General features: G+C 62.6%; 11 protein-coding genes and 1 tRNA gene. 3 read left to right on the plus strand and 9 right to left on the minus strand.

The window, feature by feature from the left end; genetic code table 11:
* Positions 1-5 precede the first annotated feature (5 nt).
* The 7 genes from ACLEJW_RS18775 to rpsU form a co-directional block, all read right to left on the minus strand.
* Positions 6-1,688, minus strand: a complete 1,683-nt coding sequence (locus ACLEJW_RS18775; RefSeq protein WP_440778035.1) for a flavin monoamine oxidase family protein — start codon at positions 1,686-1,688, stop codon at positions 6-8.
* 166 nt (positions 1,689-1,854) lie between these two features.
* Complete coding sequence (locus tag ACLEJW_RS18780) at positions 1,855-2,316, minus strand: Lrp/AsnC family transcriptional regulator (protein WP_145183525.1); 462 nt, start codon at positions 2,314-2,316, stop codon at positions 1,855-1,857.
* A gap of 120 nt (positions 2,317-2,436) precedes the next feature.
* Positions 2,437-2,513 (minus strand) — tRNA-Ile (locus ACLEJW_RS18785).
* A gap of 16 nt (positions 2,514-2,529) precedes the next feature.
* On the minus strand, positions 2,530-6,273 hold the full coding sequence (locus ACLEJW_RS18790) for an EAL domain-containing protein (protein ID WP_145183521.1): 3,744 nt from the start codon (positions 6,271-6,273) through the stop codon (positions 2,530-2,532).
* 119 nt (positions 6,274-6,392) lie between these two features.
* Positions 6,393-8,240: an RNA polymerase sigma factor RpoD gene (rpoD, locus tag ACLEJW_RS18795; protein WP_145183517.1), complete on the minus strand. Its 1,848-nt coding sequence runs from the start codon at positions 8,238-8,240 to the stop codon at positions 6,393-6,395.
* A gap of 67 nt (positions 8,241-8,307) precedes the next feature.
* Positions 8,308-10,287: a DNA primase gene (gene dnaG, locus ACLEJW_RS18800; RefSeq protein ID WP_313455103.1), complete on the minus strand. Its 1,980-nt coding sequence runs from the start codon at positions 10,285-10,287 to the stop codon at positions 8,308-8,310.
* A 287-nt stretch (positions 10,288-10,574) separates the two neighbouring features.
* Positions 10,575-10,790, minus strand: a complete 216-nt coding sequence (rpsU, locus tag ACLEJW_RS18805) for a 30S ribosomal protein S21 (protein WP_003255575.1) — start codon at positions 10,788-10,790, stop codon at positions 10,575-10,577.
* Positions 10,791-10,994: 204 nt separating this feature from the next.
* Between rpsU and tsaD the strand changes: the two genes are divergently transcribed.
* A complete protein-coding gene (tsaD, locus tag ACLEJW_RS18810; protein WP_440778036.1) occupies positions 10,995-12,020 on the plus strand; it encodes a tRNA (adenosine(37)-N6)-threonylcarbamoyltransferase complex transferase subunit TsaD in 1,026 nt (341 codons plus the stop codon).
* A gap of 12 nt (positions 12,021-12,032) precedes the next feature.
* On the opposite strand, the gene plsY is transcribed toward tsaD, so the two are convergent.
* The gene (plsY, locus tag ACLEJW_RS18815; protein WP_145183509.1) at positions 12,033-12,602 is read right to left on the minus strand and encodes a glycerol-3-phosphate 1-O-acyltransferase PlsY; all 570 of its coding nucleotides are present in this window, start codon (positions 12,600-12,602) and stop codon (positions 12,033-12,035) included.
* Positions 12,603-12,676: 74 nt separating this feature from the next.
* On the opposite strand from plsY, the gene folB reads away from it, so the two are divergent.
* Positions 12,677-13,033 carry a dihydroneopterin aldolase gene (gene folB, locus ACLEJW_RS18820; RefSeq protein WP_145183506.1) on the plus strand — a complete coding sequence of 119 codons (357 nt, stop codon included), beginning with the start codon at positions 12,677-12,679 and terminating at the stop codon, positions 13,031-13,033.
* Positions 13,024-13,533, plus strand: coding sequence for a 2-amino-4-hydroxy-6-hydroxymethyldihydropteridine diphosphokinase (folK, locus tag ACLEJW_RS18825; RefSeq protein ID WP_440778037.1), 510 nt, complete (start codon positions 13,024-13,026; stop codon positions 13,531-13,533). Before folB ends, folK begins: the two co-directional genes overlap by 10 nt.
* Before the next feature lie 13 nt (positions 13,534-13,546).
* Here folK and ACLEJW_RS18830 read toward each other — a convergent pair whose 3' ends face one another.
* Complete coding sequence (locus tag ACLEJW_RS18830; RefSeq protein WP_313295897.1) at positions 13,547-14,641, minus strand: multifunctional CCA tRNA nucleotidyl transferase/2'3'-cyclic phosphodiesterase/2'nucleotidase/phosphatase; 1,095 nt, start codon at positions 14,639-14,641, stop codon at positions 13,547-13,549.
* Positions 14,642-14,671 lie beyond the last annotated feature (30 nt).

Here is a 14,671-nt window from a genome sequence, read left to right on the forward strand (position 1 = left end):
TGGGTTCAGTCAGCCAGGGCGATCGGGCCGATTTCGTCGAACACATCGCCTGGGCCTGGGTTGTCCGGATGGCTATGGCCCCCGAAGTGATTGATGATACCCCACACCGCGTTGAGCGAGGTCTGCACGGCGCCCTCGACCCAGGCCGGGGTCCACGACACGTCGTCACCGGCGATGAACATGCCGCGCTGTTCGACGGGCATGTCCTTCTGCATGAAGTGCGCGTACATGCGTTGGTTGTAGCGGTAATGCCCCGGCAGCGCACCTTTGAACGCGCCGAGGAAGTACGGATCGGCCTCCCAGGACACAGTGATCGGGTCGCCGATGATATGGCCGGCGATGTCGGTTTTCGGGTAGATCTTCTTCAGCGCATCGAGCGCCAGCTGCACGCGCTTTTCCACCGGGTGCGGCAGCATCTTCAGGGCATCGCTCATCCAGGCGTAGGACAGGCAGATCACCCCCGGCTTGTCGTCACCGTTGTCGAACAGGTAGGTCCCGCGGGTCAGGCGGTCGGTGAGGGTCATGCTCATCAGGTCGCGCCCGGTTTCCGGGTCCTTGTCTTTCCAGAACGGCCGGTCGACCATGACGAAGGTCTTCGACGACTGCATGTAGCGTGTGCGGTCCAGGGCCATCCACATCTTTTGCGAGAACAGCGATTCTTCGCAGTCGATCTGCGTGGTCAGCAGCCAGCTCTGGCAGGTAACCAGCACCGCCGCATAATGGCGGGCGTTGCCCCAGTTATCGGTCACCGCCAGCTGGCCATCGGAGGCCCGGGCAATGCGCTTGACCCCGGCCCGCGGCGCGCCGCCGTGCAACGCGCTCAAGCTGGTGCCTGCCGGCCAGTGCTCGCAGCGCTCCGGCACGTGCCGCCAGATACCCTGCGGCACCTGCTCCACGCCACCGACGACCAGGTGCTGATGGTCATCGCAATTGGTCATGACCACGCGGAAGATTTCCAGCATCGAGTTGGGGAAGTCCGAATCCCAGCCCCCGGTGCCAAAGCCGACCTGGCCGAACACTTCGCGGTGCTGGAAGCTCAACTTGGCGAACGAGCGCGAGGTGGCGACGAAGTCATAGAAGGTGCGATCGTCCCACAGCGGCACCAGCTTGTTCCACAGCGCTTTGAGGCGCGTGACGTCGCGATCACGGATGGCTTGCTGGATATCGGCGAACTGCGCGCCGCTTTCCAGCGCATCGGCCCAGGCGTCGGCCACCTCGTGGAAAAGATCGGGCAAGTCACTGGGCTTTTGCGCGTAGTAGGTCTGGCCTTCCAGGTCGATCACGGTGCTGCCGGAGGCGCCGGTCAGTGGGTTGGGAAACGGCTTGGTTTGCAAGCCAAGCTTGTCGACATAGTGGTAGAACGCTGTGGAAGACACCGGAAAGCGCATGCCACCGAGCTCCGCGACGATGCCATCAGCACCATTGAAGGCCTGCGAGCGCAGGCGCCCACCAAGCTTGGACGCCTCGTACACCACGGGCTTGAGCCCGAGCTTCATCAACTCGTAGGCCGCCACCAAGCCGGCGATACCGGCACCGACAATGGCGACTTCTTCGCCATGGCGCTCGGCAGGAATGCGGCCTAGCCCGGCCGGGTGCGCCAGCCAGTCATCGAAAGCAAAGGGAAAGTCCGGGCCGAAGATGGTGATCGGTGGCTTGCCGTCGGCGGGGTGGCGGTTGTTGTTGTTCATGTAATGACCTTGCCAGAGCGGCTGCGCGAGGGGCGGAGCCTGAGTATAGGAGATGGCTGGAAGTCATTTTAGGGAGTGGGCGGATCGTAATTAAGGCGCAGAGTGGAGACTTTATGAACGCATGTTCGTCACTATGACTCTCGATTGAACAGTTATGACGAACTCGTCACAGCGGCTGTCCTCGATCGACCTTGTTGCTCAAGATGATCGACGTGGTGGTCTTCTCGACGCCTTCGACACTGCCAATCTGATCCAGCAGGTCATCGAGTTGCTCGGGCGAGTCACTGCGCAGCCAGGCCACATAGTCGAACTCGCCGCTGACGGCGCACAGCTGCTGCACCTGGCCCATGGCGCTCAGCCGACGCACCACGTCCTTGCCGGAGCGTGGCTGAACTTTGATCCCGACATACGCCTGCAATCCGCCCCCGATCACGCGCTGGCCCAGGCGCACACCGTAGCCGGTGATGACCTTGTGTTTTTCCAAGCGCTCCAGCCGTGAATTGACCGTGGTGCGGGCGATACCCAGTTGCCGGGCGAGGGTGGCGACGCTCTCACGTGCGTTGATCTGCAACTGCGCGATCAACTTGCGATCGATTTCGTCGAGGGAGATGGGAAGGGCGTTCGACATGACGAGCCTCTGCGTTAAGTCCGTTAGCCTAGTCAGGCATGGACAGGCAGGGCAAGCCCTGCCGCAGGGTTATCGCGCAGGCATGAAAAAGCCGCGCGGGTGCGCGGCTTTCGGCAGATCTGGTGGGCCCACACGGACTCGAACCGTGGACCAAAGGATTATGAGTCCTCTGCTCTAACCAACTGAGCTATAGGCCCTCAGTAAGTGGCGGGATTATAACGAGGGTTTCGATAGCGTGCCATCCGAAAGATCGGTTAGTGCTATGCGAAGGAACGCTGCGGCAAATTCCTCAGGCGGCAGCGGCAGGCTGACGATGTAGCCTTGTATCTGCTCGCATCCCTCAGCCGCCAAAAAGCGTTGCTGCGCCTGGTTTTCCACGCCCTCGGCGATGATCGTCAGCTGCATGCTGCGGCCCAGGGCGATGATGGCGCGGGCGATGGCGGCATCGTGGGGATCGTCGGGCAGGCCGCGGATGAACGACTTGTCGATCTTGAGGATGTCCAGCGGCAGACGCTTGAGGTAACTGAGCGACGAATAGCCGGTGCCGAAATCGTCGATGGCCAGCTGCACGCCCAGTTGCTTGAGCTCGTGCAGCACGGCCAGGGCTTCCTCGGCCTGGCTCATGATGAAGTTTTCGGTGATCTCCAGCTGCAGGTCGCCGGCCTTGAGCTGGTAGACCTTCAACAGGTGCTCGATGCGCTGGGCCAGGTTCGGGTGGCGCAGTTGCGCACCGGCGAGGTTGATCGACAACGGGCCGAAGGCTTGGTAGCGCTTCTTCCAGCTGTGCATCTGCTGGCACGCCTGCTCCAGCACCCAGTCGCCCAGCTGCAGGATGGTGCCGTTCTCTTCGGCCAGGTGAATGAAGTGCTCTGGTGGCACTTCGCCAAAGGTCGGGTGGCTCCAGCGGATCAGGGCTTCGGCGCCGACCAGGGTTTGCGTCTTGAGGCTGAGCTTGGGCTGGAAGTTGAGGCTCATTTCGTTGCGCTCGATGGCGCGGCGCAGCTCGTGCTCCATGGCGATGCGCTCGCTGGCCTGCACGGTCAGGTCGCGGGTATAGGCTTCGACGCGGTTACGGCCTTTGGCCTTGGAGCGGTACATGGCGGCATCGGCGTTGCGAATCAACGTGGCGACGTCGGTGCCGTCCTGCGGGTAGAGGCTCGAACCAATGCTGGCACTGGTGAAGAACTCGTGCTCGCCAGCCTGGAATGGCGCGGCGAAGCACGCCAGCAGCTTGTTGGCGATGGCGTCGGCATCGCTGGGCTTATGCAGGCCTGGCAGCAGAATGATGAACTCATCGCCGCCCAGACGCGCCACGGTATCGACGTCGCGCACCTGCTCCTTGAGGCGCTGGGCAATGCCTTTGAGCAGCAAGTCGCCCACCGGGTGACCGAGGCTGTCGTTGATGTGCTTGAAGCGGTCCAGGTCGAGGAACAGCACCGCGCCCTGGCGGTTGGACACCTGCGCGCAGGTCAACACCGCCTGCAGGCGATTCTCGAACAGGGCGCGGTTCGGCAGGCCGGTCAGCGGGTCATGGTGGGCCTGGTAGTCGAGCTTGGCCTGGGCGTGCTTGAGGCTTGAGATATCGGCGAACACCGCCACGAAATGGGTGATTTCGCGCTCGCTGTTGCGCACGGCGCTGATGGTCAACCAACCAGGGTAGAGCTCGCCATTCTTGCGCTTGTTGAAGATCTCGCCTTGCCAATGGCCTTCTGCAGTCAGCTGGTGCCACATGGCCGCGTAGAAGGCGCTGTCATGTTGGCCGGAGGCCAGCAGGCGCGGGGTTTGGCCAAGCGCCTCGATCTCGCTGTAGCCGGTAATTTCACTGAAGGCGCGGTTGACGGCGCTGATGCGCTGGTCGGTATCAGTGATCAACACGCCTTCGGCGGTGTTCTCGAACACGGTGGCCGCCAGCTGCAGTTTTTCCTGCATCAAGTGGCGTTCGGTGATATCGCGGGCGATGGTCAGCATGCAGTCGACGCCCGCGATCGGCAGCGGCCTGGCCGACAGCTCGCACAGGCGAATCTGCCCGTCGCTGCGCCGCAGGTGGCAACTGAAGTCGCGCACGAAGCCATCCCGGCCCAGGCGTTCGACCAGGCGCTTGCGCTCGTTCAGATCGACCCAGATGCCCAGGTCGAACGAGGTCTGGTCGATCGGCTGGCGGAACTCATAACCGGTCAGGCGGCAAAAGCCTTCGTTGACCTCAAGCAGCAGGCCGTCGCTCTGGCGTGACAGCAGCAAACCGTCCGGGGAGGCATGGAAAGCTTTGGCAAACTTTTCTTCCGAGGTTTGCAGTTGCTGCTGGGTTTCCTTGAGTTGACTGATGTCGCGAACTGCCACGACCAGCGCCAGGGTGCCATCGAGCTCGAAGGTCTCGGCCGAGGTCAGGCCTGTGAATAGCTGGCCATTGCTGCGGCGAAAGCTCATTTCCAGGTTGCGGATGCCGCCTTCATGCAGACGCTGCAACAGTTTGGGCCCCATGCCTTCGTCGGCCCACAGGTTGAGTTCGGTGGCGGTGCGGCCGAGCGCTTCGCCCGGGCTCAGGCCGATCTGCTCTTCGAACGCTTCGTTGACCTCCAGCAGCACGCCATCGCTGTGCCGGGCAATCAGCAGGATGTCCGGGCACTGCTCGAAGACCGAGGCGAACTTCTGCTCCGACAGGCGCAGGGCGTCCTCGGTGCGCTTGGTTTCACTGATGTCGATCATCAGGCCACGCATCACCGGGCGGTGGCCGTGCTCGATCATACTGACGATGTTGCGCACCCAAAGCGGCTGGCCATCGGCGCGCAACACGCGGTAGTCGAGGCTATGATCGCGCCCAGCTGCAGTTTCGCTTTCGCAGAAAGCCTGGGCCCAGAGCGCGTCGTCGGGGTGCACGATGCTGCGCCAGAAGCCCGGTTTGAGCCAGTCGTGCAGCGGATAGCCCAACAGGTCTTCGGCGTGAGGGGAGACATAGCGGTAGGTGAAGTCGTTGGCGTCGGCTTCCCAGGCGATGGCCGACAGGCTCTCGATCAGGCCGCGATAATGGTATTCGCTGCTGCGTAGTTCTTGCTCCAGGGCAATTCGGCGGGATATTTCGGAGCTGAGCCGGCGATTGATCCGAATGACCACGGCCAGGATCGCCACCAGCAGCAACACCGCCGGCAGGCCATACAGCAACATGTCGCGCCAGAAACTGCGTTGGTCCACGACATTGCCGACCCAGCGTTGCTGAATGTCGGCGATTTCGGCGCTGGACATGTCAGCCATCGCCTTGTCGAGGATGCCGATCAGCACGTGTTCGCTGCGCGGTGCGGCCATGGCCAGCTGATAGCGGTAGGGCGTCTCGCCGCTGACGTACAGCCCTTCGAGCTTGAGCTGGCGCAGGCTCCACACGCTCGAGGCGAGGTCGCCGACCACCGCGTCCACCGTGTCGGTGGCCAAGGCCTGGAGTGCCGAGGTGAGGTTGGGCATTCTCACCAGGTTGAGGTCCGGGTGATGGGCACGCATCAGCTCATGCGGCGCGTAGTTCTCGACCACCGCTACCTTCAACCCGTACAGGTCGTTGATCGTGCGCGGTTGCGGGCCGCCCTTGTGGGCCAGTATGACGATGGGGAAGTCCAGGTACGGGCGGGTGAACGCCAGGTAATCCTGACGCTCGGGCGTGGACATGATGCCGGGCAGCAAATCGATACGCCCTTCGCGCGCCTGCTGCAGCACGTCGTTCCAGCTGCTGGGCTCGACCGGCGTCATGTTCACCCCAAGACGTTCCTGGAGCGAGCTGATGTAATCGGCGGCCAATCCCTGGTACCGGCCCTCCTGGTCACGAAACTCGAACGGTGGCCGGGAGGCGTAGACGCCCAGCTTCAGCTGTGGATGCTCAGCAAGCCAGGTTTTTTCTTCGTCTGTCAGGGTCAGGGCGCCGGCCGTTGTGTTCCACAAGATCAGGAGCAACAACAGGATGGCCGGCATCGGCTGCATAGCACTCTCGCGTTCAGTGGGTCTGAACTCGAGTGTAGACGGGCAAATGGCCAGTCGACTAGCCGTCCACAACTATTTGTCGGATAAGAAAAACCCCGGCCTGGGCCGGGGTTTGATCGTCACTCGTCGAGGAATGAACGCAGGTGCTCGCTGCGGGTCGGGTGGCGCAGTTTGCGCAACGCCTTCGCTTCGATCTGACGGATCCGCTCGCGGGTCACGTCGAACTGCTTGCCGACCTCTTCGAGAGTGTGGTCGGTGTTCATGTCGATACCGAAACGCATGCGCAGCACCTTGGCTTCGCGTGCGGTCAGGCCCGAGAGCACGTCACGGGTGGCTTCCTTGAGGCTTTCGACCGTGGCCACATCGATCGGCGACTGCATGGTCGAGTCCTCGATGAAATCGCCCAGGTGCGAATCTTCGTCATCACCGATCGGGGTTTCCATGGAGATCGGCTCTTTGGCGATCTTCAATACCTTGCGGATCTTGTCCTCAGGCATTTCCATGCGCTCACCCAGCTCTTCCGGGGTCGGCTCGCGGCCCATTTCCTGCAGCATCTGGCGGGAAATCCGGTTGAGCTTGTTGATCGTTTCGATCATGTGCACCGGAATACGGATGGTGCGCGCCTGATCCGCGATGGAGCGGGTGATCGCCTGGCGAATCCACCAGGTGGCATAGGTCGAGAACTTGTAGCCCCGACGGTATTCGAACTTGTCCACCGCCTTCATCAGGCCGATGTTACCTTCCTGGATCAGGTCGAGGAACTGCAGACCGCGGTTGGTGTACTTCTTGGCGATGGAGATCACCAGACGCAGGTTGGCCTCGACCATTTCCTTCTTGGCCCGACGGGCTTTCGCCTCGCCGATGGACATGCGACGGTTGATTTCCTTGATCTCGGCCACGGTCAGGCCGGTTTCGTTCTCGAGGTCGATCAGCTTCTGCTGGCAGGCAACGATGGCCGCGTCCTTTTCACCCAGGGCAGCAGCCCACTTGGTGCTGCGCTTGGCCAGGTCGCCCGACCAGGTCTGGTCGGTTTCGTTGCTCGGGAACAGGCGCAGGAAGTCGGCACGTGGCATGCGCGCATCACGTACGCACAACTGCATGATCGCGCGCTCTTGCTGACGCAGACGGCTCAGGGCATCGCGCACACGCTCGACCAGAACGTCGAACTGCTTGGGCACCAGCTTGATCGGCATGAACAGATCAGCCAGGGCCTGCAGGGCTTCGACGCTTTCCTTGGCATCACGGCCGTTCTTCTTGAGAACCTTGGCAGTGGCTTGGAGTTGGTCGGCCACAGCGCCGAAGCGCTGGGCAGCAACGACCGGATCGGGACCGCTTTCGGTCTCTTCTTCGTCGTCGCTGTCGCTTTCTTCTTCCTCGTCCTCGGATTCTTCCTTGGCCGCAGGCGCCTTGGCGCCCGGTACCGGAACTTCTTCGGTCGGGGCAGCGATGTTGTCATCAGGGTCGATGTAACCACTGAGTACGTCCGACAGGCGGCCACCTTCGGTGGTCACGCGGTCGTATTCGCCGAGGATGTAGTCGACGGTACCCGGGAAGTGAGCGATGGCGCCCATGACTTCACGGATGCCTTCCTCGATACGCTTGGCGATTTCGATCTCGCCTTCGCGGGTCAGCAGCTCGACAGTACCCATTTCGCGCATGTACATGCGCACCGGGTCGGTCGTGCGGCCAATATCGGTTTCAACGGCCGCCAACGCAGCTGCGGCTTCTTCGGCCGCGGCTTCGTCGGTGTCGGCTTCCGCCAACAGAAGGGCATCCGCATCCGGAGCACTCTCGAATACGTTGATCCCCATGTCGTTGATCATGCGGATGATGTCTTCCACCTGCTCCGGATCTGAAATATCCTCAGGCAGGTGGTCGTTGACCTCCGCGTAAGTCAGGTAGCCCTGCTCACGACCGCGGGTGATCAACTCTTTGATACGAGACTGCTGTTGCGCTTTTCCGGACATAACACCCTATCCACTGAAGGTCTTGGCGGGCAAAAAACAAGCCGAGGATTATACCCGAGCATGGGCCTCACGCGCCAGATGAGGTCGGCGTTTGTGCGGGAACATTCCGGCTCAGCAGCGCGAGAAGCTGCGATTTTTCCTCGCTGGTCAATTCGCTTTGACGTGATTTCCTGAGCAGTTGTTCCAGACTTCGCTCGCGTTGGCGGGCGGACAAGCTAGTAATGGTGTCGAAAAACTGTTGTTCAAGGCTGTCGGCGACGATCAGCCATTCCTTTTCCGCCAGTGCGCGCAGCAGGCGGCCCTGTTCGGTACCGTGCCAGCGTGCGATCAGCTGCATTGAGCTTAGCCCAGGATTTTTCTGCGCGGCTTCGATCAGCGCCACCAGCAGCTGGCTATACAGGTGCTCTTCGTCGGCGAAATGGCTGGCGTCTTCGACCTTGCCAGCCAATAGCGGGTGATGCAGCAATGTGCGCAGCGCGGCCAGGGTGGGCGGCTCGACCGGTGCCGGCACGCGCGGCGGTGCCTCGTCACGCTGCCACGGCTTGCCACCCTTGCGATTCTTGTCCCAGGGCTTGTCGCTCCACTGTTTCTTGCCGCCACCTTTGTTCGGCTTCCATGCCTGCTCCTGTGGCGCGGGTGCGTAATCGAGCTGCGGCATGTCGCCATAGTCGGGGCTGTAACTGGCCATGGCGTCATAGTCATAGCCTGGATCGTAGTCCGGCACGCTGCTCGGCGCAGGCGCTTGTTGCGCCAGTTGCTCGACTTGCTGCGGATCGAGGCCGGTGATCTCGCGCAGACGGTTACGCATCAGTTGCCGCAGGTTGGCGCCGGGGATCTTTTCGATCAACGGTGCTGCCAAGGTCGCCATGTGCGCCTTGCCTTCCAGGGAGCGCGGGTCGGCTTCGTTGCTCAGTTGCTCGAAGAAATAGTCAGCCAGCGGTTGTGCGTGCTGGTTGATGCGTGCCTGAAACGCGTCGGTGCCTTCGGCGCGCACCAGGCTATCCGGGTCTTCGCCTTCGGGCAGGAACAAAAAGCGCGCGCGACGCCCGTCCTGCAAGGCCGAGAGGGTCGATTCAAGGGCGCGCCAGGCAGCCTTGCGCCCAGCCTGGTCGCCGTCGAAACAGAACAGCACGCTGGGCACTACGCGGAACAGGCGCTTGAGGTGCTCTTCGCTGGTGGCGGTACCGAGGGTCGCCACGGCGTTGCGCAGGCCTTGTTGTGCCAGGGCGATGACATCCATGTAACCCTCGACGACGATGATCTCGTCGAGGTTGCGGTTGTGCTTGCGCGCTTCGTAGAGCCCGTAGAGCTCCTGGCCCTTGTGGAACACCGGGGTTTCCGGAGAGTTGAGGTACTTGGGTTTGTCATCGCCCAGCACCCGGCCACCGAACGCGATGATGCGCCCGCGACTGTCGCGGATCGGGAACATGACCCGGTCGCGAAAACGATCGTAGCGCTTGCCGCTCTCGGCATTTTCGATCAGCAGGCCGGCATCGATCATGACCTTCTGCTGCAGGGTGTCGGCACCCAGGTGCTTGAGCAGGTTATCCCAGCCTGGCGGGGCAAAGCCCAGGCCGAAGTCACGGGCGATTTCGCCCGACAGGCCGCGGCCCTTGAGGTAGTCCACAGCCGCCTTGCGGGTCGGGTGACTGCGCAGCGCCTGGCGATAGAACTCTGCGGCGGCATCGAGCAGCGGGTAGAGCGGCGAGTCGGTCGGCTGACGCGGCTTGTTGTCGCGCCGGCCCTGTTCACGGGGCACTTCCATGCCGGCTGCGCGGGCCAGCTCCTCGACGGCCTGGGGGAAGTCCAGGTTGTCGTGGTCCATGACGAAGCCAAGGGCATTGCCGCCGGCGCCGCAGCCAAAGCAGTAATAGAACTGCTTGTCGGGGCTGACCGTGAAGGAAGGGGTTTTTTCCTTGTGGAACGGGCAGCAGGCGGAGTAGTTCTTGCCGGTCTTTTTCAGTTGGACACGTGAACTCACCACGTCGACGATGTCGAGGCGGTTGATCAGGTCGTCGATGAAGCTTTGGGGAATGAGCCCGGCCATGGCAATCTCGTCATCTGGCAGCTGGCAAGTCTAATCGCTACCGCGACGACAAGGGCGAAGGCTGACAGGGAAAATGCGAGGAAAAATGTGCTCGTCGGCAGCCGCAAGGGCTCGTCAGTCATGACGTGCACGCCTGGCCGAAGCCAGCACTGACACTTTACTGCTGTGCCCACTGCAGGTTGCGACGGGCGCCTTGGGCTAGCTGCTCAAGGTGTGTAACCAAACCGCTGCCATCGGCCCGGCGGAGAGCCGGGCAGGGCAGAAGCTTTTTGCGTAGAACGTCTGTATTAGTACAGACGAACGGCGCGGCGCTGCTCGCGCTGAACTTTCTTGGCGTGACGCTTAACAGCAGCAGCTGCTTTACGCTTACGCTCGGCGGTCGGCTTCTCGTAAAACTCGCGGCTACGAACTTCAGCCAGTACACCGGCTTTTTCGCAGGAGCGCTTGAAACGACGCAGAGCTACGTCGAAGGGTTCGTTCTCTTTAACTTTGACGGCTGGCATCCAGGGCTACCTTAATTCATTACCGGGGTAGACGTGCTCCTGGCAAAACAAAGGTGTGCTGGAGAACGTCGGTTTTCAAGGGTTGCGGATGTTAACCCTTAGTACGCCGGAATGCAAAGCCTCTGATCGAAAACCGCTGGTCGGCACCCGGCACGGGGACTATCATGCGCGGCTTCGAATTCAGCCCCCACAAGGGACGAGCCCATGCTAGTACTGGGATTAGAAACATCCTGCGACGAAACCGGCGTCGCATTATACGACAGCGAGCGCGGTTTGTTGGCCGACGCGCTGTTCAGCCAGATCGACCTGCACCGCGTGTTCGGCGGCGTGGTGCCCGAGCTTGCCTCACGCGATCACGTCAAGCGCATGCTGCCGCTCATCCGCCAGGTGCTGGACGAGGCCGGCTGTGTCGCTACCGAAATCGACGCCATCGCCTATACCGCAGGCCCAGGCCTGGTCGGGGCGCTGCTGGTCGGCGCCTCGTGCGCGCAGGCATTGGCTTTTGCCTGGGATATCCCGGCAATCGGCGTGCACCATATGGAAGGCCATCTGTTGGCGCCGATGCTCGAGGAAAATCCGCCACAGTTCCCGTTCGTCGCTTTGTTGGTCTCCGGTGGCCATACGCAGCTGGTGCGGGTCGATGGTATCGGCCACTACGAGTTGCTCGGCGAAAGCCTCGATGATGCGGCTGGCGAAGCCTTCGACAAGACCGCCAAGCTGATCGGCCTCAATTACCCCGGCGGGCCGGAGATCGCGCGTCTGGCCGAGCAGGGCGTAGCTGGGCGGTTCGTGTTCCCGCGGCCGATGACCGATCGTCCGGGTCTGGAATTCAGCTTCAGCGGCCTCAAGACCTTTGCCCTGAACACCTGGCAGCAATGCAAGCATGCTGGCGACGACAGCGAGCAAACCCGTTGCGACCTGTCCCTGGCATTCCAGCAGGCTGTGGTGGAGACTCTGACCATCAAGTGCAAGCGCGCCCTCAAACAGACCGGCCTCAAGCGCCTGGTGATCGCCGGTGGCGTGAGCGCCAACAAGGCACTGCGGGCTTCGCTGGAAGACATGCTGGCCAGCATCAAGGGCAATGTCTACTACGCGCGCCCGCAGTTCTGTACCGACAATGGCGCCATGATCGCCTATGCCGGCTGCCAGCGCCTGCTGGCCGGTCAGCAGCAGGACCTGGCGATCAGTGTGCAGGCCCGTTGGCCGATGGAGCAGCTGCCGCCGGTCTGAGCGCTTGCCAGGTCAGAAGTGGCGTTCGCGCCCGGCCAGCAGGTCGCGCAGGTTGTTGCGGTGACGCCAGACGATCATCACCGTCAGCACGGCGATCGGCAGCAACGCCTCGGGCTCGCGCCAGGCCAGCAGTGGCAGGGTCAGGGGCGTGGCGACCAGCGCTGCCAGCGAGCTGGTTCGGGTCAGGTAGAAGGTCAGTAGCCAGGCGGCCATGGCCAGCAAGGCAGCCGGCAGGTACAGCCCCATGAGCATGCCAGCGGCAGTGGCAACGCCCTTGCCGCCGCGGAAGCGGAAGTACAGCGGAAACAGGTGGCCGAGCACCGCGCACATGCCGATCCAGGCCTGCTCCTGCAGGCCCAGGCCGGCAGCGCGGGCCAACAGAACCGGCAACAAGCCCTTGCACAGGTCGCCCAGCAGCGTCAGGATCGCCATCTTGCGGCCCGCCAGGCGTAGCATGTTGGTGGCGCCGGCATTGCCCGAGCCACTGCAACGCGGGTCTGGGCTACCGGTCAGGCGGCTCAGGACAATGGCGAAGGACAGTGAGCCGAGCAGGTAGGCGAGCAGTGCCAATAACCAAAACATGCTAACTATTCCGGGCGAGGACGCCCTGATTCTAACGGCGCCAGTCGCCCTTGTCGTGTCGTGGAGAGAAGTGCTTGGACAGAGTGTTCATCGAAGGCCTGGAAGTCGATACCGTGATCGGTGCCTATGACTGGGAGCGCGATATTCGCCAGTGCCTGCGCCTGGACCTGAGTTTCGCCTGGGACAACCGCCCAGCGGCAGCCGGCGATGACCTGAATCTGGCTCTGGATTACGCCAGCGTATCGGCGCGCATCCAGGCGTTTGCCGAGCAGGCGCGCTTCGAATTGGTCGAGACCTTCGCCGAGCGTCTGGTGGCGACCTTGATGCAGGAGTTTCACATTCCCTGGGTGCGGTTGAAGCTGACCAAGCCGGGCGCGGTACCCGCGGCCCGTGGCGGTGTCGGCGTGGAGATCGAGCGCGGATGTCTCTGAGCACGGTTTATCTGGGCCTTGGCAGCAACATCGACCGCCATCGGCATCTGTGTGCCGGGCTGGACGCGTTGGCGGCGATCCTCAGCGACATGCACTGCTCGCCGGCCTTCGAGAGTCAGGCGGTCGGTATCAAGAGTGGGCCATTCATCAACTTCGTGGTGACCGGCAAAACCGATTTGCCGCTGCTCGAGCTCGATCGCCGGCTCAAGTTCATCGAGGCGGACAATGGTCGCTATGCGCCTGAGCGCAAGGGCCTGCCGCTGGACATCGATGTGCTGATGTACGACGATCTGCATGGCACCTTCGACGGGTTGGTGCTGCCGCGGGCCGAAATCCTGAAGAACGCCTTCGTGCTCTGGCCACTGTCACTGTTGGCCCCGACACTGATGCATCCAGGCGTGGGCAAAAGCATGGCGCAGTTGTGGCAGCAGGCGCAGATCGAGCAGGTCCTGGCGCCGGTTCCCTTCGAGTGGCGCGGGTTGCAGTTGACGCCGGTGTGACCCAGCGCTGCGCTCAGCCGCGGATGTAGGCTTCAAGCGCTTTGCATCGCTCACCCTTGAGCGCCGCGCCCAAGGCCATGCCGGCCAGCCCCGCTGCCACCAGTGGCTGCACTGCGACTGCCCGCGCTGCTGCCGCCGCACCGAGCAGAAAGCCAGCCTGTGAATAGGCCGCTGGCTGGCTCATCTGACAGGTGGCGACGAACATTTCGAAGCGCTGCGGGCGCCGATAGACGTCGAACTTCTGCAATAGCTCCAGCAACGTGTCGGCAGGGAGCTGCAATGCCTGGTCGGCCTGATCGGCGTATTCTCCCACCAGCACAGCCAGCTCCTGGCACTCGCGGGGAACCTTGAAGCGCTGATTGAGAGCCTTGATTGCTGCCGCTGGCAATCCACGCAACAGGCATGCCCAGCGCACCGGCAGGGGCTGCTGTGACTGCGCAGCCCGGCGCAATGCCGCCAGGGTGGGCAGATTGTCCGGCAGCTCGGGCATCAACTGCGCCAGGGCGCCGCAGGCCTGCAGGACTTCGATGAATACCTGCGGTTGATCTTCCATCAAGGCCCGTTCGATTTCCTTCCAGCTGCGCTCTGCGGTCAGTGCCTGCAGCTCGCCTGATTCGGCGATCTGGCGCATCAGTGCGAGGGTTTCTTCGGCAACCTTGAAGCCCAGGCCCGCGTAGCGCGCGGCGAAGCGGGCAACGCGCAGCACCCGTAGGGGATCTTCGGCAAACGCCGGCGAAACATGCCGCAGAATCCGCCGCTGCAGATCGGCCTGGCCGTGGTAGGGATCATGGATCACCCCGTGCAGATCCTCGGCCATCGCATTGATGGTCAGGTCGCGGCGTGTCAGGTCCTGTTCGAGGGTCACCTCAGGGCTGGCGTGAAAGGTGAAGCCGCCATAGCCACGCCCGCTCTTGCGCTCGGTGCGCGCCAGGGCGTACTCCTCGCCGGTCTTGGGGTGCAGGAATACCGGAAAGTCAGCGCCGACCGGACGAAAGCCCTCGTCGTGCATCTGCTCGACCGTGGCACCCACGACCAGCCAATCGACGTCGCTGACTGGCAGCCCGAGCAGGCGATCGCGCACGGCACCACCAACTTTGTAAATTTGCATATGCAGCCTCCATTACTGCCGACAGCATAC

Source organism: Pseudomonas sp. SMSB3, assembly GCF_052041965.1.
In the GTDB taxonomy this organism is placed as follows: Bacteria; Pseudomonadota; Gammaproteobacteria; order Pseudomonadales; family Pseudomonadaceae; genus Aquipseudomonas.